Origin of the sequence: Sediminimonas qiaohouensis DSM 21189 (assembly GCF_000423645.1) — a bacterium.
GTDB lineage: Bacteria > Pseudomonadota > Alphaproteobacteria > Rhodobacterales > Rhodobacteraceae > Sediminimonas > Sediminimonas qiaohouensis.
The window spans coordinates 19,644-35,697 of the sequence record NZ_AUIJ01000030.1 but is presented as its reverse complement, the minus strand read 5'-3'; the positions used below and the strand labels follow the sequence as shown (position 1 = coordinate 35,697).

At 63.5% G+C, this 16,054-nt stretch carries 12 protein-coding genes, 1 pseudogene and 1 riboswitch; of the genes and pseudogenes, 6 read left to right on the top strand and 7 right to left on the bottom strand.

Annotated features, from left to right (window positions below):
- Positions 1 to 51: 51 nt before the first annotated feature.
- The 4 genes from G568_RS0115715 to G568_RS0115700 all read right to left on the bottom strand — a co-directional run bounded on the left by G568_RS0115715 (position 52) and on the right by G568_RS0115700 (position 5,503).
- Positions 52 to 1,857 carry a hypothetical protein gene (locus G568_RS0115715; protein WP_026758910.1) on the bottom strand — a complete coding sequence of 602 codons (1,806 nt, stop codon included), beginning with the start codon at positions 1,855 to 1,857 and terminating at the stop codon, positions 52 to 54.
- Complete coding sequence (locus G568_RS0115710; RefSeq protein ID WP_026758909.1) at positions 1,854 to 3,698, bottom strand: site-specific integrase; 1,845 nt, start codon at positions 3,696 to 3,698, stop codon at positions 1,854 to 1,856. The genes G568_RS0115715 and G568_RS0115710 overlap by 4 nt, the downstream gene beginning before the upstream one ends.
- A 94-nt stretch (positions 3,699 to 3,792) precedes the next feature.
- Entirely contained in the window at positions 3,793 to 4,281 is a 489-nt protein-coding gene (locus G568_RS0115705) for a hypothetical protein (protein ID WP_026758908.1), read from the bottom strand.
- 271 nt (positions 4,282 to 4,552) lie between these two features.
- The gene (locus tag G568_RS0115700) at positions 4,553 to 5,503 is read right to left on the bottom strand and encodes an XRE family transcriptional regulator (protein WP_084627434.1); all 951 of its coding nucleotides are present in this window, start codon (positions 5,501 to 5,503) and stop codon (positions 4,553 to 4,555) included.
- A 462-nt stretch (positions 5,504 to 5,965) separates the two neighbouring features.
- Here G568_RS0115700 and G568_RS0115695 point away from each other — a divergent pair, with 462 nt between their 5' ends.
- A complete protein-coding gene (locus tag G568_RS0115695) occupies positions 5,966 to 6,556 on the top strand; it encodes a hypothetical protein (RefSeq protein ID WP_026758906.1) in 591 nt (196 codons plus the stop codon).
- Between the two features lie 40 nt (positions 6,557 to 6,596).
- Positions 6,597 to 6,737, top strand: coding sequence for a hypothetical protein (locus G568_RS20545; RefSeq protein ID WP_169576968.1), 141 nt, complete (start codon positions 6,597 to 6,599; stop codon positions 6,735 to 6,737).
- Positions 6,738 to 6,743: 6 nt separating this feature from the next.
- Here G568_RS20545 and G568_RS20010 read toward each other — a convergent pair.
- The 3 genes and pseudogenes from G568_RS20010 to G568_RS0115675 form a co-directional block, all read right to left on the bottom strand.
- A pseudogene (locus G568_RS20010) lies at positions 6,744 to 7,133 on the bottom strand (tyrosine-type recombinase/integrase); the annotation flags it as partial.
- A gap of 736 nt (positions 7,134 to 7,869) precedes the next feature.
- On the bottom strand, positions 7,870 to 8,481 hold the full coding sequence (gene cobO / locus G568_RS0115680) for a cob(I)yrinic acid a,c-diamide adenosyltransferase (RefSeq protein WP_026758904.1): 612 nt from the start codon (positions 8,479 to 8,481) through the stop codon (positions 7,870 to 7,872).
- A gap of 78 nt (positions 8,482 to 8,559) precedes the next feature.
- Positions 8,560 to 9,726: an NnrS family protein gene (locus G568_RS0115675; protein WP_084627433.1), complete on the bottom strand. Its 1,167-nt coding sequence runs from the start codon at positions 9,724 to 9,726 to the stop codon at positions 8,560 to 8,562.
- Positions 9,727 to 9,768: 42 nt separating this feature from the next.
- Positions 9,769 to 9,985, top strand: a riboswitch (cobalamin riboswitch).
- Positions 9,986 to 10,076: 91 nt separating this feature from the next.
- On the opposite strand from G568_RS0115675, the gene G568_RS0115670 reads away from it, so the two are divergent.
- From G568_RS0115670 to G568_RS0115655, 4 genes are read left to right on the top strand one after another with little or no spacing between them, the layout of a single operon-like run.
- On the top strand, positions 10,077 to 10,487 hold the full coding sequence (locus G568_RS0115670; protein WP_026758902.1) for a DUF1636 family protein: 411 nt from the start codon (positions 10,077 to 10,079) through the stop codon (positions 10,485 to 10,487).
- On the top strand, positions 10,484 to 11,539 hold the full coding sequence (cobW, locus tag G568_RS0115665; protein WP_026758901.1) for a cobalamin biosynthesis protein CobW: 1,056 nt from the start codon (positions 10,484 to 10,486) through the stop codon (positions 11,537 to 11,539). The genes G568_RS0115670 and cobW overlap by 4 nt, the downstream gene beginning before the upstream one ends.
- Positions 11,540 to 11,576: 37 nt before the next feature.
- Positions 11,577 to 14,915, top strand: coding sequence for a cobaltochelatase subunit CobN (gene cobN, locus G568_RS0115660; RefSeq protein WP_026758900.1), 3,339 nt, complete (start codon positions 11,577 to 11,579; stop codon positions 14,913 to 14,915).
- Entirely contained in the window at positions 14,912 to 16,054 is a 1,143-nt protein-coding gene (locus G568_RS0115655; protein ID WP_037374312.1) for a cobalamin biosynthesis protein CobG, read from the top strand. The genes cobN and G568_RS0115655 overlap by 4 nt, the downstream gene beginning before the upstream one ends.

The following is a 16,054-nucleotide window of genomic DNA, read 5'->3' as shown; positions in this document are numbered from 1 at the left end:
CGAAATTCATCCGTTCTTCCTGTGCCCATAGTTCGTCTCCTTTGCTGCACATTATGCTATCAAAGGAGCGGCACCAAACCGCGACAGGTCCATTCCGACCCGCTTGTTCCAGCGCCGCGAAAGCCCGGTCACCGATCGGGCTGCGCCGTTACTCTTCGGGAACAGCGGCGCATCTTTCTGGATGGCCGCTTCGCGAAGCTGAGGCAGAAGCGCCGGAGGGCGACCTCTCAGGAGCAAAGCGTCAATGAACGGGTCGAGGATGCGATGCAGCTTTCCCGTGAACGCGGCTCCTGTCTTGGTGATGGCCTTGTCGAGGTGATACCGCTCGTCGCGATAGGTGAGGTGCTCGCCCCAGAGCAGAACGGTGTCTTGGTTGCGGAACGGGATCAGCGATAGTAGGGCCAGCGCACCGGCATCTGTGTAGAGTGTGGCCTGGGCCGTGCTATGCGTTTCCGAGGCTGCCTCCACGAGGAGTTTGCCGGCCAGTTCGAATACGTCAGCCAGATCGGGCAGATCCGCGAGCCGGTCCTCCTTCAACGGAAGGTCCCGGCGCGACAAGCGTTCGTAGAAGTCCGACACGCTCCGCGCGTCGTCAACGATAGAATCAGCGGCGCCAACATAGAAGGCCAACATACGCAGCCAGCCGAATGCGATGGCACGGGAGCTCGCCCGAGTGCCGCGCTCATCAAGGGCCTGATCATAGGCACGTAGAGCTTCCAGTGAGAGGCCGTCCGGAAGTCCTTCCCGGCGGGCAGCCCAAAGAAGATACCTTGCCTGCATTCGCATGCTCTGGACACAGCTTGCGGCGGTCTTCCTGCCTCGAACACGCTCCCCGGCCTCGAGGCGGGCTAAGGTCTCCAGCCACAAAGCGGGCACTTCTGTTTCCGGAATTGAATATAGAAGAGTGCGCCGGCCCTGCCCGATCGTGCGGGCGGGGGCGGTCGCCTCGTAGTAGGCCCGGCTCTTGGCAATGCGCGCTTCGCTCACGGTGTGCACGATCGGGTGATGCGCTCCGTAGAGCGCTCGGAGACCGTCCCTTAGCCGCTGCAACGGCCCCTGGCCCTCGTTAACTTTATCGAAATTGGCGACGTCGCAGGCTTGGATGTGACGCAAATTGCGGGCCGAGCAGTAGGCGAAGAAGCGATCGACTACGCGCAGCAAGTCCATCGGCAGAGACTTTGCCGCGGGCAGATCGCGCAGCTTGTCCCAAGTGTCGCTCGCCAGAATGATCTCGCGCGGGCGCCGGTCCCTGTTAGCATCGGCTCGGTTCTGCTGCCGCGCGAGCGCCAGTGTTACAGCACTCGATGCGGGATGCTTGTCGCCGACGAGCTTTCTGAATGCCGCTCGGAGAAGAACGGGAGCGTTCGGCGTCTCGGCCGCCACCTCCAGAATGACCGCTTCCGTAATCGCTTCGAGGGTCCCATAGCGCGCCAGCAGGCGGTCGGTGGCCCGTAGTTGGGCCATGGAAAGAGCTGCGGTTCCGGCAAGCGCACGGAACGGACCCCAGTGAGTCGATTGCAGGATGAGTTCGCGGGATCGGGTGTCCCGGCCGCCCGCGGCACGCGCCTCGTTTCGAACCCGGGAGAGCGCGGAGGAAACCGCCAGGGTCGCAGGATGCTGCCGGCCAACCAGATACCGCAGGCCGCGCTGGATCTGGTCCAGACGGCGGTCCGAACGTTCCGAGATCTCCAGGGCAGAGGCCTCCGTGACCTGATCGAGCGCGCCTGCATGTTCGAGCAGTCGCGTCACCAACCGGAGATCAGTCATGTCGAGCGTGTCGAACTCTACACGATCCGACATGCGGGCAAAGACTGGTAGGCCGCGCAGCTTCTCGCGGGTTCTGGTATCGCGTTTCATCTGCGTCCTTTCTTTTGGATCATGGCCACCAGCGCGGCCTGACCGCGTTCGGCTTCGATTTCCTCGTGCACCCACGCATAGTTCTCGACGACGGTCTGCTCCGTGTCCCCAAGGCGGCGTGCAATGGTGCGAAGCAGACCCGGATTGTCGTGGTAGAGCAGCGAGGCCTGACCGTGGCGAAAATTATGCGGCGTGCAGACGATGCCGCAGACGTCGCGCATGATTTTCAGGAACCAACCCCTGAACGTATCGTAGGGCAGAGGCTGGGTCGGGTCCGTGACCTTGGGCACCAAGTAGCAACTATCGAGGCTCTTTCCGGTCGACGGATCGATGAGGTACAGCGGGCGTACATATTCGAGATACCAGCGGACCGTGTCATGGTATCTCTCTCGGCTGGCCTCGATCGGAGCCCAGATTCTTTTCTTGTTCTTGGTATGTGCCGCCGGCACTGTCAGTTCGAAGCGATCCTTGGAGATCCTCTTTAACCATGCGCCGGTGCCGATGCAGGTAATTCCGAGAAAGTTCGTCACCCGGATCGGCGCGCCGCCGCACTCGATCGCGCTGAACAGGGCGACCGTCCCGAGTTGTCGGACCAGTGTGGCCTCATTCGGCATCAGCTTCCCGTTTCGGCGGGACTTGGCCCGCTTGAGGATTTTCTCCGCAGCTTTTCGGGGTTCTACATGCGACAGCAGGAAGTCCGAACGAAAGCCGGGCCGCTCTATTAGAGCCCGGCAGAACGCCTTTGTCTCTTCGTTCATCTCGCGCTTCTCGAGCGAGTCGTGGAACTCGTCGACCTCCTCGATCAGGCGCTTGAGCTCAGATGTCTCGAGGTCGTTGCGCTCGAAGATGCAAGGAAGTCGCCCAGTATAACGCACAGCGGTGCTCGCAGCCCACTGGCCTTGTGTGAGCCACTTCAGCCATTCTCGCAATGCGGCCGCGAGAGCCTCAGCGTCCTCCAGAGCGGGGCGCAGGCTATTGGCTTGGGGCGAGATGTGGCCGGTCGCCAGCAGTGCGCTCACCATGGCGCGAAGCGTGTTGCGATAGTTATCGCGGGTCTTTTCCGCGACGTGCACCCAAGTCTCCTTGACCGTGACATACCGAAGCCGCGCAGCGATTTTTGTCATCTCCTCGATCTCATCGAGGAAGTGATCCGGCAGATCGTAGGTCCGAGTCGGTTCGGCCCGGATTGGCGAGATGGGATGCCGCATCCAGGTCCAGATCTCGGCGCGTTCGGGGTTGGCCTGGAGATCAGCGATGAGGGCGCTGGCGTTCCTATAGCTCTCCCGTGTGCCGCTGTCTCGGGCGGCGCCGTGCAGGCACCGGAAGACCTCGTCGGTGGTCCCATCTGGCTGGAATCCACCTTGTCTCGCTCCCATGGTCAGGGTTGAAGTCACCGGAATGAGACGTCGCGAACCCAACCCTTCGAACTCGGGACATGCCTTGAGCCAGGCGCCCATATCGGTCCAGGCGTCCCGGGCTGACCGCGCCGCATCCCGCTTCTGCGCGATCCCCAGAACCCGCTCGATGGCGGCGCGCACGCGCTTCCGATAGTCGAGATAGGAATCCTGGGTAAGCGTCGGCATCGATACAGGGTCCCAGCCGTCGAGCGGAAAATTTTCGTCGAACCATTCGATATCCAGGTCCGCCGTTTCCGGGGTCAGGTTCCGAACCCTGAGAAGGCTGCGCAGGGCGCTTTTTGCACGCTGGCGGGAACTCTCGGATTTTCCCTCAGCAATCTCCCGGTCGAGCATATCCTCGACCTCGGTCATGACGCGACGGCTGGTTTCTGCGGCTACCGTGGCTTCCGCGTCGGCTATGAGTTCGTCGAGAGACTGGAACATGGGTCAATTCTCCTTGGACCTTTCCCGGAAGATTGGTCCAAAGAGATTTGGCCGAAAAAATTTCTCTCTACCCTTGTGGGTCATCTTCAAGACATCAGGAAAACGCCATGGGATCGAGCGTGGTTGGCACCAGTCCATTTCCTGTCGGTCGTCGCAGGATCTTGCGTGTAGAGGAAGAGGGACGGGCGATCCCGCAGGCACGCTTTCGGTAGATTGCGGGCTGTCGGTATGCCCAGACCTCGAGCGCGATCCAGCGTTTGGTCCGCGGACCGAAGTCGAACGGCACGGGAAAATCCGGCGGATATTCTCCCCGGTCGCACCAGCCGCTCACGGTTTTGGGTCGCTTCTCGACGATATCGGCCACCTCGGCGACCGTGAGCATAGGAGCCTGCAAGTCTTCCCAGAGCTTGCGCTTCTGCACCGCCGATAGGCCCAAGGCAGCCCAGATCGTGGTCCAGTCGTGGTCTCGCTGAGCAGACAGGCCTAAAGCTCGAAGGACCTCGTTCCTCTTGTCGTCCCCAACGGCGAAGAATTTGTTGAGGTTCAATTTCTTGGCGATACCGGGACTTTGATCGTGGGACATCGTTCATCTCTTCCTTGACGAGGAGGAGATGGTTCGAGCGCGCTCAGTTCTGAAATCCTGTGAACCGCAAATGTGCCCCACCCGGGGGGTGAGGCCGGCCGGGTCGAGATCGCGGGTGTTCGATGAGGTGGTAGTCGTCATGTCCAGTTCCTTTCGGCAAGGAACTGGGTTGAGTGTTACGGCCTCAGAAGAAATTTCTTGGCAGGGGGATCAGGGCGTTTTCGGGGCTTGTTTCCGAGACCCGGACCGCGGCGACGATAAGCTCGTCCATCTATTTTTTGAGCTTGAGGCCCTTGTTTTTGTAGGTTCGCCACAGACCCAGCCGCTTTATCCGATACTCCACGAGTTCGGGTGAGGCGCCGTGAGCAGTTCCGATCTCGGCGGCGGACCGGCCTTCCCGCACAGCCTGACGGAGCATGGCCTCCGGCAGCATGCAGGCCGCCGCCAGGTAGTAGGCGTCATGTTCCTCGGCGCTGTCGAAGGTTCGCCCGTAGGCGTCAGCAATCTTCGCTATTTTCGTGAGGCGGTGGCCCAGCAGGATGTGCCAGCACTCTTCGAGATAGGTGACCCGCTGGCGTTCCAGGCTATGGGTGTCGTTTCTAAGGACGGCCCAGCGTTCCTCCTCGAGATCGAGCGGAACGCTCATTGCCGACCAATCCCGCGACCCGATGCCAACGAGATGCTCTCTGCATCGCTCATCAAGACCGGGCACCTCTCCCGGAACGTGGACGGAGACGCTCGAGATGCGGACGTCGAGCGCCTCCAGCGGTTCCGTCGGCCCCACGTTCAGGTCCCCCCTGAACTCCCGCGCCATGTCTTCCATCTCGGGTTTCGACAGCGCGAAGGTGGGAGCCGAATCCTGGTCTCTCTCCTCCGCCATCTCGCGCCGCTCGGCTGGGCCAAGATTGGCCCCGAGGCTCGCCTTGAGGTGGCTCGCTGCTTCGAGAAGGCAGTGCACCGTGTTCGACTGGACATTCTTTGCTGCCCGGAAGTGGACGAGCGCCACGCTGTGGAACGACAGCCCGGCGTCCCTGCCGTCGTTCCCGAGCCATTCCAGAATCCTGATGGTCGAGTTGTTATCGGGTTGGCCTTCGCCCCTCTCTATGCGCGCGAGCGAAGAAAAACTCACCCCAATCTGCGCGGAAAGGGCCCTCAGGCTCAGGCCCTCCGACTCGCGCTTGCGCTTTAGCGCCGCGACGAGCGCTTTGGTATCCATGGTCATCAATATTCCTGTGTGCGCTTCGCACGCCTTGACACGGCGCGCGGCCCTCCCTTATAATCCGTATTATTAGCACACCCTCGCACGCAATCCAACCGGAACTACAGTGCGAAAGCAGGAGGCGATCCAGTGAACCCGGGACCCAGAACAATGATACGGGAGATCGGGGAGCAAATGGATCGCGGTGTTTTTCCTGTGGTCTACAACCGGGGCATCGTCCGGCCGAACGAGGCCCCCGGTTCATCGTCAATTATCGGCCTGGAGATGCGCCATGAGGCAGCAGGATCGAGTCGACCCGCAACCGGACCGTGGCAATGGTCCTCCCGACGGCAAGGGGCGCCCGGAAGACCTTGGCCGGCCCGAAGATCCCGGTCGGCCGGTGCCTCCGCATCGGTCGTCAGCGCGCAGCTACGGTCTGCTTACAGCGAGGGTCTGACAGACTGCGCTCAAGCCTATCCGACCCTGGTGGCCTGGGACCACGAGCACGAGATGTGGCTGATGGCGGAGAGCGTAATCGCCAACGGGCTCGGCAGAACCGCCCTCTTCTTCCTGCATCTACCGTATTCACGGACCTTGCGCGTCCGGGGCTGGGGCTTCTGGAAGACGGCAGTGTCGCGCACCTGGATCGGGTCGCGGCACACCAACTTTCCCGACGGGTCAATCTGCGCCTTCGAGATGACGGATGGCACCTGGGGCCCCGGAGACCCTCCGGTCGCGCTCCTCGATCTCTACACCGTGTGGGCCGCCAGACATCTCCACCTGGAGTGGTTCGGCCGCTGGCCCGGCTTCCAGTCTGTGCCTCAACCAGCGGAGCGGATCTGCGAGATCCGGGACGACGAGTTCTGCGGATGCGGGAACTTCACGGACTTATACCGGGATTGCTGCAAACCCGACGACCTCCGCAAGACAACGAGTGGGGAAATGATCGATTTCTGGGGGTTCCAGCGTCGGCACCCGCCTCTGGAGATCGTGGAAGCAGCCTGGCGACAGGAACCACCACATCTCACTGCAGAGCTGCAACCGATCTCGTTGGGAACCCAACCCGCCGCCGCATGAGGCCGGCATCTCAAAAGCCAGTTCCACAAGGAGGGGCGACATGGCCAAGAACAAGGAAGTGACCGGCAAGAAGGCGGCAAGTGCTGCGGCCAAGGTGCTGAGCAACCCCAAGTCGAGCAAGGCGGCGAAGTCTGCTGCGGCATCGGCGCTGACCCAGAGACCGGACAAGCGCAAGCGGTAGAAGCCGCTACAGGATGATCCGCTCGATCTCGTCGAGGGCGATTTCGTCGCCGGTGCGGTCGTAGAGTTGCGTGGTTCGCGGGCTCGCGTGCCCGGCGATCGTCTGGGCGGTCTCGAGCGCGCCGCCAGCGGCGATGTAAGCGGTGATTCCGGTCGCGCGTAGGCTGTGATTGCAGAGCCCAGGCACAGCGATTCCGGCATCCCGGGCCCGGCGCCGCACCATGTCGAGTGCGTTGCGCGCCTGGAGCGGGCGCTTCGTCAGGCGCCCGGTCCGCCCCTCGGCCGCCCGGAACAGCCAGCCCCCGGGATCGTCTGCGATCCCCGCCTCCTCGATATAGTCGTGCAGCCAGGCCTCGAGGTTGTGGTGGGCGGGGACCTCATGCGCGAGACCGCCCTTCTCGCGGAGCCTGACAGCCCATCGGTGTCAATGAGTGATGGAAATGCATGCCGACGCGGCACTTGAGGCCATTCCAGTCAATTCGCGTAGATAGACGCAGGCCGAAATGGCCCTGCCGAAACGGGTCGCTGTCGTCAAGTACGCGCACCCGGGCGCGTCTGGGCGAAAGGATTGATCGCTGCAACAGCATCGTTACCAGGTTTCCGAGCGCTGCGGCGACCGGCGTGTCGACGCAAATAGAACCTCCTGCTGCACCCGCAGCCATGAGGTCGAAGCCGCCAGTCGCGCACCTTGCCGCATTTGGAGAATGGGGCTCGGTGCCGTCATGCGGCGCTATAGAAACACCTCGTTCGCGGTCCACTCTGAATGGCGGCTAATATATTTGCCGGGTAATCGGATTGTCTCCGCGGCGAAGGTCCGGAAACCGCCCTGATTCCCACGTTTCGTGTTCCTCCAGATCGATCGCCCATGCTCCCACGACAGTTGTCTTTTGGACCTCGCGACTTCTGCTGCATATCGGCGACTTGAGGCCACTCGCCATCTATTTCAATACAGATTTCAGGCGTTCGACTGACAAAATCGCCCTTAGCATACCCGTCACTGATGTCGTGGGATAAGTCCCTTCGGGGAAAGGGGACGTCTGGCCTTCAGCTGGTTTGTACAACTGCCCCACCACGACCCGATCAATATCTACTAACCCAATAGCCCAGTCCCAGGGGCGCACGCCAGGTCTGGGTCAAAACTCCACCCCCTTCTGCGCCTTGACGCCGTCCCGGAACGGATGCTTGACCAGCGTCATTTCCGTGACCAAATCTGCGGCCCCGATCAGCTCGGGCTTGGCATTGCGCCCGGTCAGGCAGACGTGGGTCATGCGCGGCTTTTCATGCAGGAGGAAATCGACCACCTCATCTATATCAAGGTAATCGTAGCGCAGCGCGATATTGATTTCGTCAAGCAGCACAAACTCGATTTCCGGATCGAGTATCTGCGCCTTGGCGATGGCCCAACCGTTCTTAGCCGCGGCAATATCGCGTTCCCGGTCCTGTGTCTCCCAGGTGAATCCATCGCCCGAGACAAAGAACCGGCACTGGTCGGCGAAATGCTCACGCAGAATCGTTTTCTCACCCGAGTCCCAATTGCCCTTTATGAACTGCACCACCGCACAGGGCATACGATGGGCAATGCAGCGCAGAACCATACCGAAACTTGACGACGATTTGCCCTTGCCAGACCCGGTATGAACCATGATGAGGCCCTTTTCTTCGGTCTTGGACTCCATCATTCGCTCACGCGCTTCTTTGATCTTGCGCATCTTCACATTGTGGCGGGCATTCAGGTCATCAGTCATCGGGCGCCTTTGTCTTCAATCGTGGGAACGCGCGCGACGAAACCACAATGGCGGCCACGCGACAAGTGGCCAGACGCGCTACGCCGAGGTGCGGGTGCCGCTAAAGATCGGGCGCGGAACCGGCCCGCGCAGACCGGGGGCGAGCGTAAGGAGGAAAAGCATCCACCCTCCTATCCAAAGCATGGCGGCGATATCCAGCGCCCCGAAAACCCGCGCAACCGTCGCGCAAGAGATCAGCGCAAAACCAACCCACACCCAGCGATGCGCGCGTATGCCGGCAGGCGTTCGCGACGCCGAAGGGCGCGCGGCGACGGCCATGATCATCCCGCCCATGGCCCCCATGACAATCAGGTGAATCGCCGCGACCATGCCCTGCGGCTGCCCTCCGGTGAGGGCGCTTCCCCACAGCCACAGACCGGCGGGAAGCCACAGATAACCCAGCATCATCATGGCAAGTAGGCAGTCCCGGCGCGCGACGCTCCACGGCCAGGACAGCATGTTCGCAAACAAACATAGGCCAGCAATCTGCATCGCCTGGCCCGCCACGTTCGGCGCGCCCAGGCCCCAGGACCACGCCGCAATAGCCATAGCAAGAAGGGCAAGAACCCGCAGCCAAGGCATCGCCCGCCGCGCTGGCGACTCCGGGCACGCTGCAGCGCTGCGAAGGAACGCCGGCACCATACTACCACCGACGACAGCCAGCAGCAGCGCGACACCAATAACCGGAAAGGCCGTTTTCTCACCGCTCAACGCGCCCGTTTCCATGCCGGCCACCCAGGCCGCCGATCCCACGCCAGCCGCAAGGCAAAAGATGATGAACCCCGGCCGCCATTGGCGCCCGCCGCGCCAAGCCGCCTCAAACAGCATGGCAGCGAGCCACCAGAACACCCCGGCCGCCAGTGCCAGGCGCGGTGCTATCGGAAAGGTTTCTATTAGCAGCGCCGCACGCGCCCCTATCCAAAGCAGCACCATAACCCCGACCCGCCAGCCATTGATCGGCGCACGGCTTGTCCAAGCCGAGCAGGCGGACCCAAGATAACCTGTCAGTGCCGCGCCACCGAAGCCGAAGATCATCTCGTGCACATGCCATAGTCGCAAGTCGGTGGGCACGATCATCCCGCCGCCCCATTGAAACAGTCCCACGGCCATCGCAGCCCAAAGCGCGGCGAGCGGAAACATCACGCGATATGGCGCGGCAAGAACGCCGGTTCTTGCCCAGACTCTTCCGAAAGTCGACCCGTTCATCGCCGCATCCCTATTCTCGTCCTTGACAAACCCCCTTGCCCACCGTCATCTGGCCGAGCTGGTGCCTGTTCTATGACAGGTGAAAAGGGAATGTGCCATCGCTTGTGAAAGCGTCAAGCACAGCCGCCCCCGCGACCGTGACCGGAGAGGTCGCCCCATGCCACTGGCCTTTGCGCCGGGAAGGTCGGGCGCCCACCGGAGCCTTGAAAACGCTCCGATATCCGCAAGCCGGGAGACCTGCCAGCGCTTGAGATTTACGAAACCGGACGGGGTGTTCCGGTGTCGGGATCAGGGCTCCGAGCTGAGCAATGCCCGCCATCCTGCCCCGTGCCCCGATAAGGGACGAGCAGATGAAAGACGCGCATGCCCCCCCGGTCACCACCGAACTGCTCGTTTGCGTCAAGTGCCGCCGCGGCCAGGAAGCACCCGAGGACGACCGCCGCCCCGGACAGCGCCTTTACGACGCGTTGTGCGCCAAAGAGTTGCCCGCGGGCCTGCGCCTGACGCCCGTCGAGTGCCTGCAAAACTGCGACAACGGCTGCACCGTGGCGCTGCGCGGCGGCGACCGCTGGACCTATATCTACGGCAGCATCAATGAAGTGTCGCAACCAGACGTCATCCTTGAGGGCGCCAAGCTTTATCACGCCACCGGGGACGGGCTGATCCCGTGGCGCGAGCGACCCGAGCATTTCAAACGCAATTGCGTGGCCCGTATCCCCCCGCTTACCGACAACCCCGCCCCGGAGGCTGACAAAACATGACCAATCTCGCCAAGCTACCCGTTACCGTGATCACCGGCTTTCTCGGCTCGGGAAAAACCACGCTGATCCGTCACCTGATGCAAAATCCGGACGGCAAGCGTCTTGCCGTGGTGGTCAATGAATTCGGCGATGTCGGCGTCGATGGCGAAATCCTGAAAAGCTGCGCGATCCCCGATTGCCCGGCCGAAAACATCATGGAACTGGCCAACGGTTGTATTTGCTGCACCGTGGCCGATGATTTCATCCCGACGATCCAGGCGCTGATGGCACTTGATCCGCGCCCGGATCATATCCTGATTGAGACCTCCGGGCTGGCGCTGCCCAAACCGTTGCTCAAGGCCTTCGACTGGCCCGATATCCGCTCGGCCGTGACCGTGGACGGCGTGATCGCCCTGGCCGATGCCGAGGCCGTCGCCGCAGGCCGGTTTGCGCCTGACGTGGCCGCGGTGGACGCACAGCGCGTGGCCGATGACAGCCTCGATCACGAAACGCCCTTGTCCGAGGTCTTTGAGGATCAAATCGCCTGCGCCGACATCATTCTGCTGACCAAGCCCGACCTTGCCGGCCCCGAGGGCGTTGCGCGCGCTAAAGAGAGCATCGCCGCCGACGCGCCGCGCCCCCTCCCCGTGATCGAAGTGGCCGAAGGCGTGGTTGACGCACGTATCGTGCTTGGCCTGGGCGCTGCCGCCGAGGATGACATGAACGCCCGCCCCAGCCACCATGACGAAGCCCAAGATCACGATCACGAAGAGTTCGAATCGATCGTCGTCGACATCCCCGAACTGTCCGACGCTGCCCAACTGGCTTCGGCCATCGAGGACCTGGCCCGGTCGCACAACATCCTGCGGGTCAAGGGCTATGCGAGCGTCGCGGGCAAACCCATGCGGCTGCTGGTGCAGGCCGTAGGCGCGCGGGTGCGCCACCAGTTCGACCGTCTCTGGACGGCTGACGAGGCGCGCCAGGGCCGACTCGTGGTGATCGCTGAACATGACGACATCCACCCCGACACGATCCGCGCCGCGCTCGGGGCCGCTGCCCACGCCGCCGAATGAGGCTTTTAAGGGCTGACACGGCCTACGGATACCCGCCATGCATGTGATCTTTCGCGAAAGCCACGGGGTTGAGGAAACTGACACCCCCACCGATCTGGGCCAAAGCCCGGCGGATCTGGTGGTTCTTTCGTTTTCCGATTCCGATCTGGGTGCGTTTGCTGAAGCCTGGCATCGCGGCGGCGGACCGCATGGCAAACTACCCCAGTTGCGGCTGGCCAACCTGGCGGCGCTGAAACATCCGCTGTCGGTGGATACCTATATCGAGCAGACGCTGGCTGGAGCGCGCGGCATCATGATCCGCTTGATCGGCGGAGTGCCCTACTGGTCCTACGGGTTGCAACAGGTCAAGGCGCTGGCGGATCAGCGCGGCATCGCTCTCGCCGTGCTGCCCGCCGATGGCCGCCCCGACCCACGGCTGGACGCGCAGTCCACCCTGCCCGTGTCGACCCTGCGCCGATTGCAGCACCTGTGCGACACCGGCGGCGTGGTGGCCGCGCAGGCTGCGCTGGCGCAGATGGCGCTGGCGGCAGGGCTCTATGCAGGGCCGGTGCAGGGTGCCAAGATGCTGCCACCGGTAGGGGCCTGGACAGAAACGCACGGCGTAACCTGTCCAGCGGCCGCTTCTTTTGGACAGATCGGCACAGGGCATTCGGACCTACCGGGCCAGCAAGAAGCGATCTTCAGCCAAAAGAAAACGCGGGTGATCGTGGTCTTTTACCGCTCCTACCTGGTCGCCGCCGATCTGGATCCGATGGCCGCCATGACCCGCGGGTTCCATGCGCGCGGCCACGACGTTCTGGCTCTCTTCGCACCATCGCTGAAAGCACCCGACGTAGCGCGCTGGATTGCCCGACAGGTGGCCCATTACAAGCCCGACGCTATCGTCAACGCCACCGCCTTTTCGGGCAAGGGAGACAACGGATCCTCGCCCCTCGATGCGGGCGAAGTGCCTGTGTTCCAGGTGGCGTTGGCCACGTCCACACGCGACGCCTGGGCAGAGGCCGAACGCGGGTTGTCGCCAACCGATCTTGCCATGCATGTGGTGCTTCCGGAAGTGGACGGGCGGATCATGGGCGGTGTTGCCTCGTTCAAGGAAGCAGGCGCGCGCGATCCCGACCTGCAATTCGCCCGGTTCGGGCATCGCGCAGCATCTGACCGCGTTGATGCCATCACCGACCGGGTCGAAGGGTGGCTGGCGTTGGCAGGCAGGCCGGCCGCCGCGCGGCGGCCCGCGCTTGTTCTGTCCACCTATCCGGGCAAGGACTGGAACATGGGCCACGCGGTGGGGCTTGACGCGCCCGCCTCGGCCCGGGCGATCCTCGAGGATCTACGCGAGGCGGGCTACGCCGTTGACACAACGCCCTCCGCACTGGAACAGACATTACTGGCCCGCGATATGACTTGGCCGCTGGCGTCCTATCGTGCCGCCCTGCGCAGCGTGCCGCAGCGATTGCAGGACGATCTGTGGCAAACCTGGGGCGATCCCGCAGCCGAGGCGCAGGACGGACAGTTCCGCTTTGCCGCATGCCGGCTGGGCAATGCACTTGTAGCGCTGCAACCCGAACGCGGCACGCCCGAAACCCGCGAGGATACCTACCACGACCTGTCGCGCACCCCGCGCCATGCCTACGTGGCGTTTTACCTTTGGCTTCAGGAACAGGCCGACGCGCTGATCCATATCGGCGCCCATGGCACGCTGGAATGGTTGCCGGGCAAGTCCGTGGCCCTGTCGGCCACCTGCTGGCCCGACGTGCTGACCGGCGGGTTGCCTGTCGTCTATCCGTTCATCGTGAATGACCCGGGCGAGGCTGCGCAGGCCAAACGGCGCATCGGGGCCGTGACGCTGGGCCATGTCCCGCCGCCCCTTCGCGTCAGCGAAACCCCCAACCGGTTGATCAGGCTGGAGGCGCTGCTGGACGAGTTTTCTAATGCCGACGGGCTGGACCCCAAGCGCCGCGACCGGCTGCAATCGGATATCCGTGCCGAGGCGCAAAGCCTCGGGGTGGAACAGGACCTCGGGCTTGACCGCGCCAGTTGCAGTGCCGAAGCGATCACCCGCATCGACCGATTTGTCTGCGATATCAAGGAAAGCCAATTCGGCGAGGGGCTGCATGTCTGGGGGCGACCCGCTGCCCCCTCGGAAATCGACACCGAAGCCAGCACAATAGCTGAACGGCAGGCTCTTCTGGACGCGCTGGATGGCAAAAGGATCGCGGCCGGACCCTCCGGATCGCCCTATCGCGGGCGTACCGACGTGCTGCCCACCGGGCGCAACATCTATACGACCGACCCGCGCTCTGTCCCCACCCGCGCCGCGTATGCGCAGGGCGCCAAATTGGCCGAAGAGCTGGTCCGCCACCACTTGCAGGACGAAGGCGATTGGCCGCGCGGACTAATCGTCGATCTGTGGGGGTCGGCCACCATGCGCACCGCCGGTGAGGAATTTGCCATGGCGCTGCATCTTCTGGGCGTGAAACCGGTCTGGGACGCGGGGTCTGAGCGGGTCAGCGGGATCGAGGTGCTGCCGATCGCCGAGCTTGACCGTCCCCGGATTGACGTGACTCTGCGGGTCTCGGGCCTGTTCCGTGACGTGTTCCCGACGCTGTCGGCGCTTTTTGGTCAGGCCATCCGTGCGCTGGCCGAGCGGGACGAGGCGCCGGACTGGAACCCCTATGCCGGGCGCCATGATCTGGCGCGGGTCTACGGGCCAGCGCCGGGCAGCTTCGGCCTTGGCATGGGCGACATGATCGAGGATTACAGCAAAACCGGCCGCCAGCGCGTGGGCGAAGCTTGGCTAAGCGCGTCGGCCTGGGCGCTTGACGGTAACGCGGCCCACCGCGACCCGCAAGGTATCCGCGCACGGGTCGCGCAGGCCGACGCCTTTGTCCATCTTCAGGACCTGCCCGAGACCGACCTTCTGCTGGCGTCCGATTATGCCACGCACGAGGCCGGGTTCGCCGCGGCACAGGCCGTCACCGGCGGCAACGCGACGCTCTACCATTTCGACAACACCAATCCGGCGCGCCCCCGCGCGCGCACCCTGCCCGAAGAGATCGCGCGCGTGGTGCAGGCCCGCGCCTCCAATCCGGCATGGATCGCGGGCATGCAGAAGCACGGCTTTCGCGGCGCGGCCGAGATTGCCGCGACCCTCGATCACATGGCTGCGTTCGCTCATCTCGCTGGCGCAGTATCGCCGCACCTGTTCGATCTCTACCACGACGCTACCCTCGGCAACGAGGAGGTCGAGCGTTTCATGGCCGATACGAACCCCGAGGCGCTAACTACGATGCGCGACCGGTTCAACGCGCTTTTGGCCGCCGGCCTCTGGCAGACGCGCCGCAATTCGATCCGTGCGGACCTGGAGACGGGCACATGACCGTGCGTGCCGCGCAACCTCCGCAAATCAAGGGCTGGTGCCCCGGCGCGCATCGTCCGATGATGTCCGGCGACGGACTTGTCGTCCGCATCAGGCCAAGGCGCGCCCGGTTTACTGCCGAGCAGGCCCTTGGGCTTTGCGATCTGGCGTTGGACTATGGCAACGGCTTTGTCGATCTCACCAACCGGGCAAACCTTCAAATCCGGGGCGTCGCGCCTGAGGCGCATGAAATGCTCCTGCAGGCCTTGAACAAGCTGGCTTTGCTGGATGCCGATCCCGCGCAAGAGAACCGCAGAAACATCATAGTAACGCCGTTCTGGCGTGCGGGTGATCTGACCGACCGGCTTGTCCGCACGGTCCTGCATGCGTTGGATGCGCTGCCCGAGTTACCCGCCAAGGTCGGCATGATCATTGATACCGGACCGGTGCCGATCTTGACCGGTAACTCGGCCGATTTCCGCTTTGAGCGTAGCCCAGAGGGCCTTGTCCTGCGCGCGGATGGCTGTGCCCTTGGGCGCCCCGTGACCGAGGCGACGGCGCGCGATGCGCTGCTGGAGATGGCCCACTGGTTCGACCGCCACCGGGACGAGACCCGGCGCCGCATGGCCAACGTGCTCACCCGCCACGCCCTGCCCCAGGGCTGGACCACCACGGCGCCCATCCAGAACCAGCCGCCGCCCGTCCCGGGAGAGACGCAAACAGGCGCACTTCTGGGGGCACCGTTCGGGCAGGTTGACGCCGCTGCCCTACGGGCCCTTTTTGAGACGACCAATGCCCCGGCGTTGCGCGTAACCCCTTGGCGGCTTTTCCTCCTCGAAGGGGTCGAAATGCCGCAAACCAGCCACTTCATCACCACACCGGGCGATCCTTTGCTGGCTGTCGATGCATGCCCCGGTGCTCCGTTCTGCCCGCAGGCCAGTGTCGAGACCCGCGAGTTGGCGCGCGCGCTGGCGCCCAATATCAAGGGCCGTCTGCATGTCTCGGGGTGCGCCAAGAGCTGCGCCCGCCGAACCGCGGCTGACACTACCCTCAGCGGGCGAGATGGTACTTTTGACCTTGTAAAAAACGGGCACCCATGGGACGAGCCCGACAAGACCGGGCTGACCCCCGATGTCATCCTGGCCGGAGCGGATCTGTAA

Excerpts from the sequence above, each read along its gene's own strand:
- G568_RS0115655 (WP_037374312.1), top strand. The coding sequence starts at position 14,912 with ATGACCGTGCGTGCCGCGCAACCTCCGCAAATCAAGGGCTGGTGCCCC.
- cobW (WP_026758901.1), top strand. The coding sequence starts at position 10,484 with ATGACCAATCTCGCCAAGCTACCCGTTACCGTGATCACCGGCTTTCTC.
- G568_RS0115670 (WP_026758902.1), top strand. The coding sequence starts at position 10,077 with ATGAAAGACGCGCATGCCCCCCCGGTCACCACCGAACTGCTCGTTTGC.
- G568_RS20545 (WP_169576968.1), top strand. The coding sequence starts at position 6,597 with ATGGCCAAGAACAAGGAAGTGACCGGCAAGAAGGCGGCAAGTGCTGCG.
- cobN (WP_026758900.1), top strand. The coding sequence starts at position 11,577 with ATGCATGTGATCTTTCGCGAAAGCCACGGGGTTGAGGAAACTGACACC.
- cobO (WP_026758904.1), bottom strand. The coding sequence starts at position 8,481 with ATGACTGATGACCTGAATGCCCGCCACAATGTGAAGATGCGCAAGATC.
- G568_RS0115700 (WP_084627434.1), bottom strand. The coding sequence starts at position 5,503 with ATGACCATGGATACCAAAGCGCTCGTCGCGGCGCTAAAGCGCAAGCGC.
- G568_RS0115710 (WP_026758909.1), bottom strand. The coding sequence starts at position 3,698 with ATGTTCCAGTCTCTCGACGAACTCATAGCCGACGCGGAAGCCACGGTA.
- G568_RS0115675 (WP_084627433.1), bottom strand. The coding sequence starts at position 9,726 with ATGAACGGGTCGACTTTCGGAAGAGTCTGGGCAAGAACCGGCGTTCTT.
- G568_RS0115715 (WP_026758910.1), bottom strand. The coding sequence starts at position 1,857 with ATGAAACGCGATACCAGAACCCGCGAGAAGCTGCGCGGCCTACCAGTC.
- G568_RS0115705 (WP_026758908.1), bottom strand. The coding sequence starts at position 4,281 with ATGTCCCACGATCAAAGTCCCGGTATCGCCAAGAAATTGAACCTCAAC.